The sequence below is a fragment of the Prosthecobacter vanneervenii genome (assembly GCF_014203095.1).
In the GTDB taxonomy this organism is placed as follows: Bacteria; Verrucomicrobiota; Verrucomicrobiia; order Verrucomicrobiales; family Verrucomicrobiaceae; genus Prosthecobacter; species Prosthecobacter vanneervenii.
In genome coordinates this window covers 461,603-478,355 of sequence record NZ_JACHIG010000002.1, presented here as the reverse complement: position 1 = coordinate 478,355, position 16,753 = coordinate 461,603, and the positions used below count along the sequence as shown (strand labels likewise).

Annotated in this window: 14 protein-coding genes and 1 tRNA gene; 12 read left to right on the top strand and 3 right to left on the bottom strand. The window is 59.5% G+C overall.

Translation table 11 applies throughout. The features are described 5' to 3' along the window. Positions 1–111 precede the first annotated feature (111 nt). The 10 genes from HNQ65_RS07160 (at position 112) to HNQ65_RS07115 (ending at position 11,591) form a co-directional block, all read left to right on the top strand. On the top strand, positions 112–738 hold the full coding sequence (locus HNQ65_RS07160) for a L,D-transpeptidase family protein (RefSeq protein ID WP_184338815.1): 627 nt from the start codon (positions 112–114) through the stop codon (positions 736–738). Positions 739–790: 52 nt separating this feature from the next. Continuing rightward, complete coding sequence (locus HNQ65_RS07155; RefSeq protein WP_184338814.1) at positions 791–1,207, top strand: COG3415 family protein; 417 nt, start codon at positions 791–793, stop codon at positions 1,205–1,207. Positions 1,208–1,284: 77 nt separating this feature from the next. Further along, entirely contained in the window at positions 1,285–1,629 is a 345-nt protein-coding gene (locus tag HNQ65_RS07150) for a DMT family protein (protein ID WP_184338813.1), read from the top strand. A 419-nt stretch (positions 1,630–2,048) separates the two neighbouring features. Then, positions 2,049–2,861 carry a hypothetical protein gene (locus HNQ65_RS07145; protein ID WP_184338812.1) on the top strand — a complete coding sequence of 271 codons (813 nt, stop codon included), beginning with the start codon at positions 2,049–2,051 and terminating at the stop codon, positions 2,859–2,861. Between the two features lie 50 nt (positions 2,862–2,911). After that, complete coding sequence (xseA, locus tag HNQ65_RS07140; RefSeq protein ID WP_184338811.1) at positions 2,912–4,255, top strand: exodeoxyribonuclease VII large subunit; 1,344 nt, start codon at positions 2,912–2,914, stop codon at positions 4,253–4,255. A gap of 189 nt (positions 4,256–4,444) precedes the next feature. Continuing rightward, on the top strand, positions 4,445–5,881 hold the full coding sequence (locus HNQ65_RS07135) for a DUF1501 domain-containing protein (RefSeq protein ID WP_184338810.1): 1,437 nt from the start codon (positions 4,445–4,447) through the stop codon (positions 5,879–5,881). Between the two features lie 111 nt (positions 5,882–5,992). Then, complete coding sequence (locus HNQ65_RS07130; RefSeq protein ID WP_184338809.1) at positions 5,993–7,228, top strand: AAA family ATPase; 1,236 nt, start codon at positions 5,993–5,995, stop codon at positions 7,226–7,228. 591 nt (positions 7,229–7,819) lie between these two features. Beyond that, positions 7,820–9,337: a DegQ family serine endoprotease gene (locus HNQ65_RS07125; RefSeq protein WP_184338808.1), complete on the top strand. Its 1,518-nt coding sequence runs from the start codon at positions 7,820–7,822 to the stop codon at positions 9,335–9,337. A 189-nt stretch (positions 9,338–9,526) separates the two neighbouring features. Next, the gene (locus HNQ65_RS07120; protein ID WP_184338994.1) at positions 9,527–10,201 is read left to right on the top strand and encodes a response regulator; all 675 of its coding nucleotides are present in this window, start codon (positions 9,527–9,529) and stop codon (positions 10,199–10,201) included. Continuing rightward, a complete protein-coding gene (locus HNQ65_RS07115) occupies positions 10,182–11,591 on the top strand; it encodes a sensor histidine kinase (RefSeq protein ID WP_184338807.1) in 1,410 nt (469 codons plus the stop codon). The genes HNQ65_RS07120 and HNQ65_RS07115 overlap by 20 nt, the downstream gene beginning before the upstream one ends. A 67-nt stretch (positions 11,592–11,658) precedes the next feature. On the opposite strand, the gene HNQ65_RS07110 is transcribed toward HNQ65_RS07115, so the two are convergent. After that, a tRNA-Val gene (locus HNQ65_RS07110) sits at positions 11,659–11,733 on the bottom strand. A 67-nt stretch (positions 11,734–11,800) separates the two neighbouring features. Further along, on the bottom strand, positions 11,801–12,520 hold the full coding sequence (locus HNQ65_RS07105; RefSeq protein WP_184338806.1) for a VC0807 family protein: 720 nt from the start codon (positions 12,518–12,520) through the stop codon (positions 11,801–11,803). 167 nt (positions 12,521–12,687) lie between these two features. Between HNQ65_RS07105 and nadA the strand changes: the two genes are divergently transcribed. Continuing rightward, positions 12,688–13,629, top strand: a complete 942-nt coding sequence (gene nadA, locus HNQ65_RS07100) for a quinolinate synthase NadA (protein WP_184338805.1) — start codon at positions 12,688–12,690, stop codon at positions 13,627–13,629. Positions 13,630–13,712: 83 nt separating this feature from the next. Here the strand turns inward: nadA and HNQ65_RS07095 are convergent, their stop codons facing one another. Further along, positions 13,713–14,969, bottom strand: coding sequence for a hypothetical protein (locus HNQ65_RS07095; RefSeq protein WP_184338804.1), 1,257 nt, complete (start codon positions 14,967–14,969; stop codon positions 13,713–13,715). 86 nt (positions 14,970–15,055) lie between these two features. Between HNQ65_RS07095 and HNQ65_RS07090 the strand changes: the two genes are divergently transcribed. Then, positions 15,056–16,753 (top strand): 4-alpha-glucanotransferase, encoded by a 1,698-nt coding sequence (locus tag HNQ65_RS07090; RefSeq protein ID WP_184338803.1) that lies wholly within the window; start codon positions 15,056–15,058, stop codon positions 16,751–16,753.

The following is a 16,753-nucleotide window of genomic DNA, read 5'->3' as shown; positions in this document are numbered from 1 at the left end:
AACGGTGGATGCACGGTATGAGGCACCGCTCACGTACGTTCAAAAATTTAACTGCAAAGTTTAAACTCTCCTGCGCTGATTTTCGGCGGAGCGGCAGCATTGCTGCGGGGCATGATGCCACGCCGACTGCTTACTTTTCTCGCGCTCAGTCTCGCCAGTTGCAACACGATGCAGACGACGGGCAACAATGCCTTTCATTACAGCCGCCGGTTTGTGACGCAGGAGATCCCGCGTGCCTCGCGTTTTGTGTGGAAGGGGGTCACGGGGCTCTTCGGTCCAAATGATGGTTCTTTCTGGTATGCTGATGACATGCGGGGCCGGCCCAGCGTGGTGATCAATCTGAGCGAGCAGATGGTTTACCTCTTCAAAGGAGGACAGCTCGCAGGGGGATCTCCCATTTCCTCTGGTTCGGAGGGGTATGACACACGCCCGGGCAGGTACAGCGTCATTGAAAAAGACATCGACCACAAGTCTTCCATCTACGGCGACTATGAGGACTATCAGGGCAATGTGATCATGCAGAACATCAACAACCGGACGGATCCGCGCCCGCCGGGCACGCGTTTTGAGGGGGCAAAGATGTACTACTTCATGCGTATCTACGGCGGCGTGGGCATGCACCAGGGCTACCTGCCGGGCTACCCCGCCTCCCATGGCTGCATCCGTCTGCCAGGGCACATGGCGGAGAAGTTTTACCGCGAGGTGCGACTGGGCACTCCGGTGGAAGTGGTCCCGTGAGGTGGCGAAAATTACTATTTAACCATAAGTATGGCCGTGCTAGAATAGGCGCATGGCCACTCTTTCCATCAAGAAGCGGGAGCAGATCGTCAGCGCCTACGACAAAGGGAAAAGCACCCGGGATGAAATCGCCGAGCGTTTCAAGGTGTCTCTGGGAATGGTGAAGAAGCTGCTGCAACAGCGGCGGGACACTGGCAGCATCGAGCCCAGGCACCATCTGGCCGGACGCAAAAAGCTCATTCAGGACAAGCACCGCGACAAAATGCGCAGGCTGCTGGAGCGCAAGCCGGGGCTGACCCTGGCCGCGCTGCGGGACGCCCTGGGGCTGGAGTGCACCCTGCCAGCCATCCACTATGTGCTGGCGGACATGGGGCTGACGCGCAAAAAGCGCCAAGCCGCAGCTACTCCCAGGAAAGCCGGCAAACCCGCCAAGCGCGTGGTCTCCAAGAGCAGGCGCAAGGCGCGCTGAATGCCCGCCACGTGAAACTTGGCAGCTTTCTGAACGCCGGGCTTGGCATCCCCTGAGGGCATGCTCTCATGCAAGGCATGAACTGGCCTGTGATCAAAGCCGTGCTGCTGCTGCTGACCTCCAATATTTTCATGACCTTCGCCTGGTACGGGCACCTGAAGGACCTGAAGTCCAAGCCTTGGTTCATCGCGGCCCTGATCAGTTGGGGGATCGCGTTTTTTGAATACATCTTCCAGGTGCCGGCCAACCGCATTGGCAGCGCTTCTTTGACACTGCCGCAGCTCAAGATCATCCAGGAGGTCATCACCCTGACGGTCTTTGTGCCTTTCGTGGTGTTTTACATGAAGGAGTCTCTGAAATGGGATTACCTCTGGGCTGGCCTTTGCATGTGCGGGGCGGTGTATTTCATTTTCCGGAAGTGAGGGCGACCGCGTTCTGGGAGCTGAGCGCACGAGGGCATCGGCTGTATTTACAGTCGGTTTTGCAACTGTGAAGTGACTTTGGCGGCGTTACGTTTGCGTATGAAGTTGAGGGAACCCCGTCAGAAACTCGGTCCTATCCGCGCCTGCCTACGAAGAGTGGGGGAGGCTGTAGAGCTGATCGCGGACGGCATGCCGCACGTGTTGTTTGGCTTGGTGGGGGCCTTTCTTGGTCGGGTATTGAGCCTGGGTTTCTACCAGCCCAGCCCCAGCTCGTGGGAGGCGATTGGAATCGGTTACGTTGCCTTTCTGGCGCTCGTGGTGATGTGGAATGTTTGTGGATAATACCCACAACTTGTTCACATGTTCACAATTTAAATTGTGAAGATGTTTAATAAAGGTTAAATAACTCTATTCTTCCCATGCCCACTGCGAACATCCGCAGACACCTCCATGAGACCCGCAACCGCCCCTCCGGTATTAACAACCGGAAGGACGTGCAGAGAGATCGTTTCCTGCTGCTGACAAAGCGCTGGATCGGCGGGGCGGTGCTGGCTCCGGCATGCCTTGTCACGGCAGTCACGCTGATCATGATGCTCTGGCGGGCGGTGGCTCGGATGGGGTTTCTGCGCTCGGAGGAATTCATTTTCTTTGCCTTTGGTGGTGTGCTTTGGGCGGTGGCCTACCTGGCCGGAGTGCGACCGGTCACGGCGTATGTGTTTGGCCATGAGTTCAGCCACCTCATGACCGCGCGACTTTTCGGCGGGCGCATCTTTGACTGGAAGGTTAGTGCCGAGGGCGGTTACGTGGAGACGGACAAGTCAAACACCTGGATCACCTTGGCCCCCTATCTCATCCCGTTTTACACGCTGGTGATCATGCTGCTTTTTGGCATCTTGGGGCTGGCGCTGGATATGCAGCAGGGGCATGACCTGCACCTGTGGAAGCTGACGGTGCACCTGAAGCCGCTGCGGCTGCTTTATGCACTGGTGGGCTTCACCTGGTGGTTTCATGCCACCTACACTTACAAAACGGTGGTGGCAGAGCAGGGAGACCTGAAGCGCAATGGGGAGTTCTTCTCCATGATGCTCATTTTCCTGATCAATGCCTTTCTGCTTATCGCTCTGTTTCTGGCCTCGTCGCCCTCGCCGGGGCTGGGCTTTCTGGAGGTGGCGCGCTGCTGGTGGTCGGTGGCTACGGGGATCCTGGGGTGGGTGTGGCATCTGGTGTTTTGAATCCGGCCCCGGCTGGACTTTCCACTCATCCCAGTGCATGACAGTGAGCCATGCCTGAAGACGCCGACGTCCTTTCCGTCACCCAGCTCACGCGCGAAATCCGCGATGTGCTGGAGGGCCACATCGGCAGCGTGTGGGTGGAGGGGGAGATCAGCAATCACCGCCTGCAGTCCTCCGGGCACCAATACTTCACGCTCAAGGATGCCGGGGCTCAGCTCTCCTGTGTGATGTTTCGCGGCGCGGCGGCGCGCACCAGCGTGCGCATTCAGGACGGCGCGCTGATGCAGGTGTATGGCGAGATCAGCGTGTACGAGCCGCGCGGCCAGTACCAGATGGTAGTGAAGCAGGTGCAGGCAAAAGGGAAGGGCACGCTGCAGGAGAGATTTGAGGCGCTGAAGCGCCGCCTGCATGCGGAGGGGCTCTTTGATCCGCAGCACAAGCGCGCCGTGCCGCGCTTTCCCCGCGTGGTGGCGCTCGTCACCTCGCCCACCGGTGCGGCCATTCAGGACATGCTGAACATCCTCACGCGGCGTGCGCCTTGGGTGCGGGTGTTGGTCTTCCCCGTGCGGGTGCAGGGGCAGGGGGCCGAGCTGGAGATCGTGCGTGCGCTGCGCGTGATGGGCGCGGCGGAGGATTTTGGCCTGCCGGTGCCGGACACCATCGTGGTAGGGCGTGGTGGTGGCAGCTTGGAGGACCTGTGGTGCTTCAATGAGGAGGTGCTGGCTCGGGCCATCGCCGAGTGCCCCATCCCCGTCATCTCCGCTGTGGGGCATGAGATTGATTTCACCATCGCCGACTTTGTGGCGGATCTGCGTGCGCCCACGCCGAGCGCTGCTGCCGAATTGCTGGCCCCGGACAGCGCCGAGTTGCAGCGGTATTTTGATGGCATCGCCCGCATGCTGAGCACGCGCGTGACCACCGTGCTGGAGCATCAGCAGCAGGTGCTGGAGCTCACGGCCAAAGGAGCGCTGCGTCATGCGCCGGAACGCCTCATCCAGCAGGCCGAGCAGGGGATCGACGACCACGAGTCACGCCTGCGCGAGGCCGTGCGCGAGCAAATCCGCACCTGGGCGGACGATCTCTCTCAGAAGCAGCAGGTGCTCGCCGCGCATCATCCGCGTGTGCAACTCACCGAGGCCGTGCACCGCGCGGAGACCTGTGCGCACCGCCTGCAGCAGGGCTTGCTTCATCGGCTGGATCGTCTGGCCGACCGCCTGCAGTCGCGGGCGGAGCTGCTCCGGCACATCGGTCCGGACGCCGTGCTGGCCCGCGGTTTCTCCTACACCACCAATGCCGAGGGCAAAGTGCTCAAGGACGCCACCGAAGTGCAGGCCGGAGAGGAAGTGGTGACCCGCCTGGCGAAGGGCGCGGTGAGGAGTGTGGTGAAAGGCTAAGTGGTGTTTTCGAAGCTCGCGGCAGCGTTTTGGACTGCGCCGGCCCTCCGGCGCTTTTGAACGTTATATGGCCTGCGAAAAGCTCCAGGGGGCTGGAGCACTCCAGGACGCTCTCGCGTTCTTTCGCATGCGGCACCTGTCTCCGCATGTCCTCAGAAGATTTGGCCTGCTGGCTGCGTAGGAGGTACCATGCTCCCCACGCGCCGCTCCTTTCTAAACCGCTCCGCCTACGGCATCGGCGGCATCGCTTTGGCCACGCTGCTCAAGGAGCAGAATCTCCTGGCCAGCCCGGAGCAGATCGGGCCGCGCCACTTTGACCTCAAGCCCAAGGCTCCGCACGGCTTTGGCCAGGCCAAGGCCATGATCTCCATGTTCATGCAGGGTGGGCCCAGCCACATGGACCTCTTTGACCCGAAGCCCGAGCTGACCCGCTACGATGGCAAAGACTTCCCCGGCGAGGTGAAGTACGACGACGCCGCAGGTGCCAGCCGCGAGTGCATGGGCAGCCCGTGGAAATTCAAAAAGCACGGCCAGTGCGGCATGGATGTCAGCGAACTGCTGCCGCACTTCTCCAACATCGTCGATGATGTCACGCTCATCCGCTCCATGCACAGCGGCGTGAATAATCACGGCCAGGCCATCTACGCCCTGCTCAATGGCCAGATCACCGGAGGCCGCCCTACGCTGGGCAGCTGGCTAACGTATGGCCTCGGCTCAGAAAACCAGGACCTGCCCGCCTATGTGGCGCTTACGGACCCTCGCGGCCTGCCCGTACTGGGCGTGGACAACTGGAGCAACGGCTGGCTGCCATCGCTTTATCAGGGCACCGTCATCCGTCCCAAGGAGCCGCGCATTCCCAATCTCGACGCGCCTCTCAGCCTGCAAGGCGATGCGCAGGCGCGTTACCTCAACTTTGTGCAGCGCCTCAATCGTGAGCACCTGGAGGCCCGCCCCGGAGAAGCGGATCTTGAGGCGCGCATCCAGAGCTTTGAGCTGGCCGCCCGCATGCAGACCGCCGCCAAGGAGGCGCTGGACATCAGCAAAGAAAGCGCCGCCACCAAGAAGCTCTACGGTCTGGACAATCCCGCCGCCGCCGAGTTCGGCACGCGCTGCCTCATCGCCCGCCGCCTGGTGGAGCGCGGTGTGCGCTGCGTCTCGCTCTTCACAGGAAACCAGACCTGGGACAACCACCAGAACATCCGCACCCTGCTGCCCGCCGCCTGCCTCTACGTCGATCAAGGTGCTGCCGCCCTCGTTATCGACCTCAAGCAGCGCGGCTTGCTGGACACCACCATCGTCCACTGGGGCGGCGAGATGGGCCGCCTGCCCGTCATTCAAAATCGCTCTGGCTCCAAGGACCGCACCACGGTGGGCCGCGACCACAACACCTACGGCTTCAGCATGTGGGTGGCCGGCGGCGGCTTTAAAGCCGGTCACATCCACGGCGAGACCGACGACTTCGGCCACAAGGCTGTGAAAGACGTGGTGAACCACTACGACTACCACGCCACCTTGCTGCACCTCTTCGGCCTCGATGCCAAGCACCTCAGCTATCGCCGCAACGGCACCGAACAGGTGCTGGTGGAGAACCCGCAGGCGCGGGTGGTGAGTGAGATTCTGGCGTGAGGGGGGGATTTTATCTGAAAGCGATTGGAGTCTAGGATTGCTAGGCTCTATCAATCCTTGATCTTGGGAGGTCACCCGACGAAGATGCCTCAAAATTAAGAAACTCATTTCATGGCTAAACCATCTGAAACTTTAACAATCGAAGGATTTGGAGGGCTGAAGAATGCCCAGATTGTTTTGCGACCTTTCACTTTGCTGATCGGCCCGCAGAGCGCGGGCAAGAGTATTATCACCAAGTTGCTGCATTTTTTTAAAAAAGTTCCGTCGGAGGTTTTTCAGGCTGCAAAAAATGATCAGAGTTGGAAAAATTTCTCAGATAGGTCTGTTCAACGATTTTTGAAGTACTTTCCTGATGAGGCGTGGCCCAAGAAGGCTTTCAAAATCACGCTGACTAATTCAGATGCAACATACACCATTGAATCCAGTCGAAAGAGTGATGCGGGGGTTTCGATTCAATTCCCAAATTTCCTGCATACCGAATTGGACGAATTAAAGCATTCCACGGTAGATCAAGAGCTTACGGAGAGGCTGTTTGTGGAAAGATCGAAACAGCATCTCGGCAAAACCATGTGTTATCATCAACGACTGATTCCTGCTGGGCGATCATTTTTTGCCTCATTGGAAGACAACATATTTTCACTCGCATCCGAAATAGATCTTGACCCTTTCATTGCGGAGTTTGGTCATTATTACAGAAAACTTCGTCAAATTTCGAATCAAAACAGTGGTTCTTCGCGCGCACGTAACAAGCTACTGACATCAGCAGCTGATTTGATCCAAAGTATTTTGAAGGGCACTCATCACAGAGATGGTAAGCGAGATTATGTGTTGATGCCTGATGGTAGGCGAACTCCATTGAGTCTTTGTTCTTCGGGCCAGCAAGAAAGTCTTCCTTTACTTTTGTTTCTTCGTCATATTATTGGCTCACAATCTTTGGGGATCCCGGAAGGGCTTTCGATTGAAGAGCCTGAAGCTCATCTTTTTCCTGATTCGCAGAGGGCCATTGTTGAATTAATCGCGTTCGCTTTTAATTCTTCGGACGACCTTGCTCAGGTCACCGTGACGACACACAGTCCATTTATTTTAGGCGCGGTTAATGTCCTGTTAAAAGCAGGAAGTTTGCATGGTTCAAGAAGCTTAAACAAGAATCAGCTTAAAAAACTTGATGCGACTGTTCCAAAGTCGCGAGTACTCAAAACTCAACAGGTGGCAGCATGGTTGATAGATAGAGGGACTTGCCAAGATTTGATTAGTCCACAAACAAACTTGATAGACGACAATCCGGTTGATGCGGCATTAGGAGGACTAATCCAAGATTTTGATACACTTTTGAGCCTTGAAAACTGACCCACTCCCACTGTTACAGCAATGTTGCACTCAGTCTGAGGATTCGATTGTTGTGTGTAAAGAGGGGCGAGTGCAGATGCGCTTTCTCCACCCTCGAAGACGTAGTCTTAGACGTTATAAGGTTGATGGTTGCTTGGTGTCCACAGACGATAATCGCCTTGCGTGCGACTTCCTGGTCATCGATCACTGTCAATGTGGCTACTTTGTGGAATTGAAAGGTGGTCATATTCGACATGCGCTTTGCCAATTGGAAAGCTCGATTCTTAGCTTTAAGCGTCATCTTAAAACAAGTGAGCGGATTCTCTGTTTTATAATATGCAGTGGTAATCGTCTTCCTGCTGCAGAGTTAATTTCCAAAAAAGAATTTTTTAGAAAAAAGTTTAATGCCGATATAATTATTCGCACAGCGGTTGGGGAGCATGAAATTGAATAGCTAAAGTCAGTCAACTCACTTGTTGACGCTATCAAAACGGGATTTCCATCGTACGGAACCTTACACGCTTGTAATGCTCCAGTAACGCAAAGGCCATGCCCCGGATGTTTTGGTTGGGCGGAAATCAATCCACCCCAATCCACTACCCAACAACATCCATGAAAACCTCATCCTCCAATCAAACCCTCTGGAAGCGCACGGTCGTCCTCGGCTCCGTGTGCGTCCTGAGCGCTTCTCTTGTGGCGTTTACGTCCGCCAAGGACGCCGCCAAACCGGCGCTGCACATTCAGCTGAATGAAGCGCCGCTCTCCGCTTCGGCTCACGGCTTTCCCAGCTTTGCACCGGTGGTGAAGGCCGTCTCTCCCAGCGTCGTCAAGGTGGCCGTGTCCAGCAAGGCCAAGGTCAGCCAGATGCAGATGCCCGAAGGATTCGACCTGCGCCGCTTTTTCGGCCCCGGTTTCCAGATGCCCGAGGAGTTCCAGCAGCAGGGGCGGCACCAGCGCCAGCAGCACATGCCGCGTGAGCAGGGCGTGGGTTCCGGTGTCATCGTGACCACGGACGGCTACATTATGACCAACAACCACGTGGTGGACGGCGCCGACATCATCAAGGTGAACCTGACCGACGGACGCGAGTTTGACGGCAAGGTCATTGGCCGCGATCCCAAGACCGACGTGGCGGTGATCAAGGTCGAAGCCACCGGACTACCCGCCATCACCTTTGCCGACAGCGACAAGATCGAAGTGGGCGACATGGTCCTCGCCGTGGGGCATCCCTTCGGCATCGGCCAGACTGTGACCACCGGCATCATCAGTGCGAAAGGCCGCGCCACGCTGGGGCTGGACTATGAGGACTTCATCCAGACGGATGCCGCCATCAATCCGGGCAACTCAGGTGGTGCACTGGTGGACGTGGAAGGCCGTCTCATCGGTATGAACACCGCCATCCTCAGCCGCAGCGGCGGCAATCAGGGCATCGGCTTTGCCGTTCCGACCAATCTCGCCCGCTGGGTGATGGAAAGCATCGTGAACCACGGCCATGTGGAGCGCGGATTTCTGGGGGTGAACATCCAGGATCTGACCCCGCAGCTGGCCAAGCAGTTCAAGATGGACGGTGCCAAAGGCGCTCTCGTCTCCGCCGTCACTCCAGGCAGCCCGGCTGACAAGGCCGGTGTGAAGAGCGGCGACGTGATCACCGACTTCAATGGCAAGGCCGTGACTGACAGCCGCCATCTCAAGCTGCAGGTCGGCTCCACCATGCCAGGTGCCGCAGTGCCCATGAATGTGCTGCGCGATGGCAAGAGCATGAGCCTCTCCGTGACCGTGAAGGAGCTGCCGGGCGATAAAGTAGCCTCAGCCGCTCCCGTCTCCAATGACAACGAAGATGCACTGCATGGTGTGGGCGTATCCGACCTGGACAAAGCCACTCGCGAGCAGCTCAAGCTGCCGTCCCACATCAAAGGTGCGCTGATCTCCTCCGTGGAGGAAGACTCCGCCGCCTATGAGGCCGGTCTGCGTGAAGGTGATGTGATCCTGGAGATCAACCGCCAGCCCGTGAATGATGCCGAGCAGGCCACCGCCCTGTGCGCCAAGCCCGAGACCAAGGTTTCCTTGGTGAAAGTCTGGAGCCACGGCGGCACCCGCTATGTAGTGGTGGATGAAAGCAAGGCCGGCTGAGCCATGCAGCCGTGACCTCCCACGCTCGCCCCTGCTAAAGTGGGGGCGGGCTTTTTCTTCGCCTTTAGTAGCGGGGGCAATCCTGCCCGCAGCGGACGCCCTCTCCATCGGGCAGGATTGCCCGAACTACTTCTGCCTACATTGGACAACCTGTGTATCACCGCTAATCGTATGACTCCTCCGCCAGCCATGCGCCTATTAGTGATCGAAGATGACAGCAAGATCGCCTCGTTCATCGTGAACGGCCTGAAGCAAAACAGCTTCGGCGTGGATGCCGCCGCCGATGGCGAGCGCGGGCTGGATCTGGCGTGCACCGTCAGCTACGACTGCATTGTGCTGGATCTCATGCTGCCAAAGCTGGACGGCCTCTCGCTGCTGCGCCAGCTCCGCAAGGAGAAGGTGAACACGCCGGTGCTCATCCTCAGCGCCAAGGCCACGGTGGATGATCGCGTGAAGGGCTTGCAGGCCGGTGGCGATGACTACCTGACCAAGCCCTTTGCCTTCTCCGAGCTGTTGGCCCGCGTTCAGGCGCTCATCCGTCGCGCCACGCATACAGTGGAGCCCACCACGCTGACCGCAGCGGGCGTCACGCTGGATCTGCTGGCCCGTGAGGTGCGGCGAGAGGGGCGCACCATCGAGTTGCAGGGCCGCGAGTTCTCCCTGCTGGAGCTGCTCATGCGCACGCCCGGCCGTGTGGTGACGAAGACGATGATCCTGGAGCATGTGTGGGACTACAGCTTTGACCCGCAGACCAATGTGGTGGACGTGCTGGTGCACCGCCTGCGTGCCAAGCTGGACAAGGACTTTGACGTGAAGCTCATCCAAACCATCCGCGGAGTCGGCTATGTCTTCAAACCCGCCTGAGTCCTGGGGGCGCAGCCTGGCCGTGCGTCTCACGCTCGGTTATGCGTCCATTTTCACGCTGAGCGCGGTGGTGCTTTTTGGGCTGCTGTATGTGCTGCTGGCCACTGCCATGGAGCGCAAGGACCGCGAGGTGATCGAGGCGCGCGTGAAGGAATGCGCCGCCGTGTACGCCAGCGGCGGCCTGCCTGCACTGCGGAATCTCGTGCAGCTCAACAGCAGTGACAGCGGCAAGTCGAAGTCCTTCTTTGTCCGCGTGACTGGCGTGCTGGGCAGCGTGCTGTTTGTGAACGTGCCCAACGACTGGCTGCCGACGGATGCGAGTGCGCTCCAGCCGCAGGCCGATGCTTCCAGCCTCGACTGGCTGCGCATTCCGAAGGACGAAGAGCGCGATCTGACCGTGGCCACGGCACGACTGCGGGACGGCTCCATCCTGCAGGTGGGTCGCAGCACGAACAGCCGTGAGACAGTGTTGCAGCCCTTCCGCCGGAATTTCATGCTCGTCATGACGCCCACGCTGCTGCTGGCGGTGCTGGGCGGCGCCTACTTCGCGCATCGCGCCACCAAGCCTGTGCGAGATGTGGTGGCCACTGCGCGCACCATTTCAGACACCGGCGACTTTTCGGCCCGCGTGAGCGCGCAGATGGACCGCACGGAGCTGGAGGAACTGGCCACGGAGTTCAACCGTCTGCTGGACAAAAACCAGGCGCTCATCCAGGGCATGCGCCATGCGCTGGACAACGTGGCGCATGACCTGCGCACGCCGCTGACACGCCTGCGCGGCACCGCCGAGAGCGCCGTGCAGACCACACCAGACCCTGTGGCGCGCGAGGCGCTGGCGGACTGCGTGGAGGAATCCGACCGCGTGCTGACCATGCTCAAGGCGCTGATGGACATCAGCGAGGCCGAGGCCGGCATGATGAAGCTGCACCGCGAGCTGACCTCAGTCCCCGCACTGCTCCGGCAGGTGATCGAGCTCTACGACCTCATCAGCGAGGAAAAGCACATCGCCATCACCACCGATTTTGCCACCGACTGTCAGGCATCCGTGGACCCCACGCGAATGAGCCAGGCCTTTGCCAACCTGCTCGACAACGCACTCAAATACACCCCCGAGGGCGGCCAGGTACACTTGGTTTGCCATGCTGCTGACAACACCGTGACCGTGCGCATCCGCGACACCGGCATGGGGATTCCCGCCAGCGATCAGCCGCATATCTGGGACCGCCTTTATAGAGGAGACAAAAGCCGCACGCAGCGCGGCCTCGGCCTTGGGTTGAGTTTGGTCAAAGCCATTGTGGAGGCGCATCAAGGCAGCGTCTCTGTCGTCAGTGCGCCGGGGCAGGGGGCGGAGTTTGTGATCACGGTGCCGCAGATTCCGCTGGCGGGGTGAGGTATGGCACTAGCTATTTGCTTTGTGTTTGGCCAGAAAGGGGAAAAGAATCTTCGTATGTCGAAGATGGTGCGCGATACAGGGTTCGAACCTGTGACCCCTACCATGTCAAGGTAATGCTCTACCACTGAGCTAATCGCGCAAATCCGGGGGCGAAGTCTATAAACGGTCCCTGCGGTTAGGGCAAACGGTTTTTCTCACGAGAGAAATCAGCCGTTGTTCACCTGCTTGCGGACGGTGGTGCCTTGGTTCATCAAATCGTCGCGCTCCAGGCCGGTGAGGGCGGTGATAGAGCGCAGCAGCCAGAGCAGCAGCGCCAGCGTGACGCCCATGAGAGGGATGCCGATGACGAGGAAGCCACTCCAGTTCAGGCGGCCGATGGCCTTGGCGTATTCCTCGCTGCCGGGGGCTTTGTCTCCCAGCAGGTAGAGAGCGAGGGCGAAATTCATGGCGGATGACAGCAGCATGGTTCCAGCCATGCCCCAGGAGGCTTTTTTCAGCAACAGCGCGAACTGATGGTGCTTCTCAGGAGTATCCAGCGCCTGATGCAGCGCGGGCTGGTTGATCACCTGCGGATTGAGCAGCATCTCGCTGACGAGCGGCTTGCCCCAGCGGTGGCTCAGCGGAAAGGCGATGCCGAGGAAGACGGGGAACATGGCCTCCTTGGCGGCAAACCACGTGGCATTCAGATTCCACAGCCCCAGCACGCCTGTGACAATGACGGCGACCAGGCCGAGAATGGAGAAGAAATTGAGCCCGCGCTTGTTGATGAAGCACCAGATGCCAAAGCCCAGCGGCAGCAGCAGCGCCACGATCAGCGCCCAGAGCGGCCCCAGGCGGTCTGGAGCGCTGAGCTTTTCCAGCGCAATAGAAGGCAGGATGACGGTGAGAGCGAGATCGAGCAGGGGATGGGGCTGTTTTTGGGTCACGCAGGGACTTTGGAATGGAGCAGCGGGGATGTCGAATGACGAATGCAGGAGATGTCTCGCGGAACCGGAATGAGGCGTAATGATCGAGAAAGAGGGGGGGATGCTTCCCGCGACTCCCTCTTGCTTCCGCTCGGCTTCGTTTTACGCTCTCCTTCCCCCTCATTTCCATGGTCGCCACCGCCGCCCCCAGCCTCACCGAAGAAATCCTCCGTCTCAAAAAGGAACGCAATGCCGTCATCTTGGCGCACAACTACCAGGACAAGGCCATTCAGGAAATCGCCGACTTTGTGGGTGATTCCCTGGGGCTGGCCTACAAGGCCAAGGAGACCGAGGCGGATGTCATCGTCTTCTGCGGCGTGCATTTCATGGCAGAGACCGCCAAGATCGTGAATCCCGGCAAGATCGTGGTGCTGCCGGATGCCAATGCTGGCTGCTCGCTGGAGCAGAGCTGCCCCGGCCCGCAGCTGGAGGCCTTTCTGAAGGCGAATGCGGCCAAGAATTATTATGTGATCGCCTACATCAACTGCAGTGGCCACGTGAAGGCGCTGAGCGACTGCATCTGCACCAGCGGCAATGCCGACAAGATCGTGGAGGCGGCACCGAAGGATCGCCCCATCCTCTTTGTGCCAGACCAGAACCTGGGCTCCTGGGTGATGGAGCGTACGGGGCGCAAGATGGATCTGTGGAAGGGGGCCTGCTACGTGCACGTGGAGTTCACCCGGGACAGCATCCAGAAGATCAAGGACGAACACCCAGACGCCAAGGTGGTGGCGCATCCTGAGTGCACCTATGCCGTGCGCCTGCTAGCGGACGAGGTGTGCAGCACAGAGAAGATGGTGGGCTACTGCCGCAGCAGCCCTGCCAGCACGTTTATCATCGTGACGGAGAGCGGCATGCTGCACCGCCTGGAGCGCGAGGTGCCCGGCAAGAAGTTCATCCCCGGACCCACCGGCCACTGTGCCTGCGCCGACTGCCGCTACATGAAGCTGAACACGCTGCAAAAGCTGCACGATTGCCTCCGCGATCTGACGCCGCAGGTGGAGATGGACGAAGAGCTGCGCAAGCGTGCTGAAAAGCCGATCCTGCGGATGCTGAAGCTGAGCAAGTAGTTTAGCCGGGATTGAAGTGCTGCGGGCACTCCTGCCCTCAGCGAGCGCGCACAATTGCAGGCAAGAGTGCCTGCATCACTTTCCTAGCGCCACCAGCTAGGCAGATCTGTCATCGTGTCTTTCAAAATCGTGCGGATAGCGAGGCGCTCTGCGGGCGGAATGTGCGCATGCTGAGAGTCGGGCTGCTCGCGCAGATAAAGGGCCATGTGGTAGTACACGCGCTCCTTCAGCTCCTTGGGTGCAGCCTTCCAGGTGTCTGAGTAGAGCATGTAGCTGCAGCGGTGTTTGAACATGCGTGTCTTGAGGTCCAGATCCTTCAGCGAGAGGCCGGTCTTGGAGAGCTTGCAGTCGCGCAGAAAGTCCTTCGCGTAGGTTTCGTCTCCGACCATGCCTTTGGCGGGAAATTTGGCCTCATCGGCAAACATGATGTAGCGCGCCATCTCCTGCGCGCGTTCGTCGATCTCCGCCTTGGCCGCTGCGCCCAGCATACCCTTGTCATCGCTTTTCAGCTGGCGCACGGTGTAGATGGCATAGACCAGCCGGTTTTCGAAGCCCATCTGGTGCTCGTTGACCAAGTGCGGCAAGATGTCGCTGGTGGGCAGCAGGTGCAGGCTGAGGTCGGAGTACTGGCCGGGTTCCACCGGCACGATCTGGTTTTTTCCCGCATTGGGAATGCCCATGATGTTGGCCTTGGTGCTGGAGAGATTGTGCTGGCCGGTCAGGTGCCAGCCGCCAAAGCGTGTCTCCAGCGGTATCTGGTGGCCCTGTACGTCGCGGCGGTAGGTTTCCAGGCTGGAACCTGCGCGGGAGACGAGCAGGGACTCCGCCACCAGTCCAGGCAGCCGCCGTGTGGCATTGCCGGCGTGGCAGTTCATGCACTTGGTGGAGCGTGTGACCCTGGGCACCGCGCCGCCGGGGCGCAGACGGTCAAAGACATAAAACATGGGCCCCATATCCGGATCCTCGGCAATGATCTCCACCAGCCCGCCGGGCACCCAGCCGAGGTAGGTGTCCTCATTGAAGTAGAGGGCGCGTGGGTTGCGTGGATTGATGATCTCGCTCTGCAAGGAGCTGGCGGAAAACACCAGGAGCTGGGAGCTCACAGGGATGTTCAGCGCCTGCAGCAGGCTGGTGAGGAAGGCCTTGTCGCTCTCTGTGTCCAGCTTCACGGAGCCGTTCTCCACTTTTTCCTGCAGTTCGGCAAAGCGGTCCTTCGGCTTCCAGTCCAGGTAGTTGTGCGGCGGGCCGCGGAAATCGATGACACGTGGCGCTTTAGTCTCCGCAGCAGGCGCGGCGGAGATTGCCAGAAACAGCAGCATCGTCGATATTTGGGAACGCATCGTGCTCTTTATACGTCTGCGAAGTTACTCAAATCGCAGCAGACAGCCATCATTCATTCGTCCATTCTGGTACAGCCTCTCACGCCATGCCCACCATCCAGCCTCGCCGCGCCGGTATTTTGATTCCTGTGTTTGCCCTGCGCACTGCGGAGGACCTCGGCATCGGAGACATCGGCGGTGTGCGCCAGCTGATCGACTGGGCGGCCGACACGGGACTGGGCTTTGTGCAGTTTCTGCCCATCAATGCCACGGGCAGCGACAGCAGTCCCTACAATGCCATCAGCTCCGTGGCGCTGGACTACCTGACGCTGGATCTCTGCCCGGCAGCGCTGCCGGAGCTGGATGAGAAATTTTACAGCTCTGTGACGGGCATCCTGCGTGTGGATCTGCTGCGTCATGGCTCGGTGAACTACCCCAAGGTGCGGCGGCTGAAAAACACGCTTCTGCGCCGCGCCTTCAGCCAGATCGAGAGCCACCCGGACCGGATGGCGAAATTTGAAGCTTTCTGTGAAAAGGAGGCCGCGTGGCTGGATGATTTCTGCCTCTTCAAGGTGCTGATGGAGGAGCACGGGCATGAGGACTGGATGAACTGGCGCGAGGACCTGAACAGCGCCGCCAAGGCACGCGCCTGGCGCGATGCCAAAGCGGACGAGATCGACGACCGCATCCTCTTCCACGCCTACGTGCAATGGCTGTGCTTCAGCCAGTGGGGAGAGCTGCGTGCTTATGCCAATGGCAGAGGAGTAAAGCTGATGGGGGACATCCCCTTTGGCATCTCCTGGTGCAGTGCGGATGTCTTTTTCCAGCCCGGGCAGTTTGACCTGGAGTGGTGCGGTGGTGCGCCGCCGGAGACGTATTTCAAAGACGACTACTTTGTGCAGCGCTGGGGGCAGAACTGGGGCATCCCGCTCTATCGCTGGGATGTGATGGAGAGCGGCGGCTTTCAGTGGTGGCGGCAGCGCACGCAAAAGCTGACTGAGGTCTTTGATATCTTCCGCATCGACCACGTGCTGGGCTTTTACCGCATCTACAGCTTCCCCTGGCGGCCCACGCGCAATGCGGAGTTTTGCTATCTCACCGATGAAGAGGCCAAAGCCCTGACGGGAGGCCGCCTGCCGCACTACAAGGAGCACGAGGACGATACGCCTGAGCACAAAGCCGCCAATCTGGCCAATGGAGACAAGTACCTGCGCATGATCGTGGATGCCGCCGCCGGGCGTGCCGAGGTGGTGGCCGAGGACCTGGGCACCGTGCCCGATTATGTGCGCCCGCATCTCCTCAGCCTGGACATTCCCGGCTTCAAGGTCAGCCAGTGGGAGCATGGCAAAGATGGCCGTGTGGTCATGGGCAGCGCGTATGACAACTGCTCCTTCACCACCTATGCCACGCATGACCACGAGCCCATGAAAACCCTGTGGGAGCATCGCCGCCGCGATGCCGCCAGCGAGGAGGAAACCGAGCGCGCCGTAGGGAACAAGGAGCTGGGAGATCTCGCTGAATTTGCTGGTCTGCGTTTTTCAGACGGTGGCTGGCCGGAGTATGACACGCACATCCGCCATGCCCTGCTGGAGGCTTTGCTGGCCAGCCGTTCGCGGTTTGCCGCCTTCATGCTCACGGACCTCTACGGGCTGGAAGATCGCTTCAATGTCCCCGGCATCGCCGCCGACAGCAACTGGAGCGCCCGCCTGCCCATGACCGTGGCTGAGCTGCGGAACGCCACGCCGTGGAAGGAAGAGGGTGAGTGGCTCAAGAAGGCGATTTCAGAGGCGGAGCGTGCCGACTAG

Bases quoted from the DNA above. Each gene is read 5' to 3' on its own strand.
- HNQ65_RS07090 (WP_184338803.1), top strand. From the start codon at position 15,056: ATGCCCACCATCCAGCCTCGCCGCGCCGGTATTTTGATTCCTGTGTTT.
- HNQ65_RS07150 (WP_184338813.1), top strand. From the start codon at position 1,285: ATGAACTGGCCTGTGATCAAAGCCGTGCTGCTGCTGCTGACCTCCAAT.
- HNQ65_RS07160 (WP_184338815.1), top strand. From the start codon at position 112: ATGATGCCACGCCGACTGCTTACTTTTCTCGCGCTCAGTCTCGCCAGT.
- nadA (WP_184338805.1), top strand. From the start codon at position 12,688: ATGGTCGCCACCGCCGCCCCCAGCCTCACCGAAGAAATCCTCCGTCTC.
- HNQ65_RS07130 (WP_184338809.1), top strand. From the start codon at position 5,993: ATGGCTAAACCATCTGAAACTTTAACAATCGAAGGATTTGGAGGGCTG.
- HNQ65_RS07115 (WP_184338807.1), top strand. From the start codon at position 10,182: ATGTCTTCAAACCCGCCTGAGTCCTGGGGGCGCAGCCTGGCCGTGCGT.
- HNQ65_RS07095 (WP_184338804.1), bottom strand. From the start codon at position 14,969: ATGCGTTCCCAAATATCGACGATGCTGCTGTTTCTGGCAATCTCCGCC.
- HNQ65_RS07135 (WP_184338810.1), top strand. From the start codon at position 4,445: ATGCTCCCCACGCGCCGCTCCTTTCTAAACCGCTCCGCCTACGGCATC.
- HNQ65_RS07125 (WP_184338808.1), top strand. From the start codon at position 7,820: ATGAAAACCTCATCCTCCAATCAAACCCTCTGGAAGCGCACGGTCGTC.
- HNQ65_RS07155 (WP_184338814.1), top strand. From the start codon at position 791: ATGGCCACTCTTTCCATCAAGAAGCGGGAGCAGATCGTCAGCGCCTAC.
- HNQ65_RS07120 (WP_184338994.1), top strand. From the start codon at position 9,527: ATGCGCCTATTAGTGATCGAAGATGACAGCAAGATCGCCTCGTTCATC.
- HNQ65_RS07145 (WP_184338812.1), top strand. From the start codon at position 2,049: ATGCCCACTGCGAACATCCGCAGACACCTCCATGAGACCCGCAACCGC.
- xseA (WP_184338811.1), top strand. From the start codon at position 2,912: ATGCCTGAAGACGCCGACGTCCTTTCCGTCACCCAGCTCACGCGCGAA.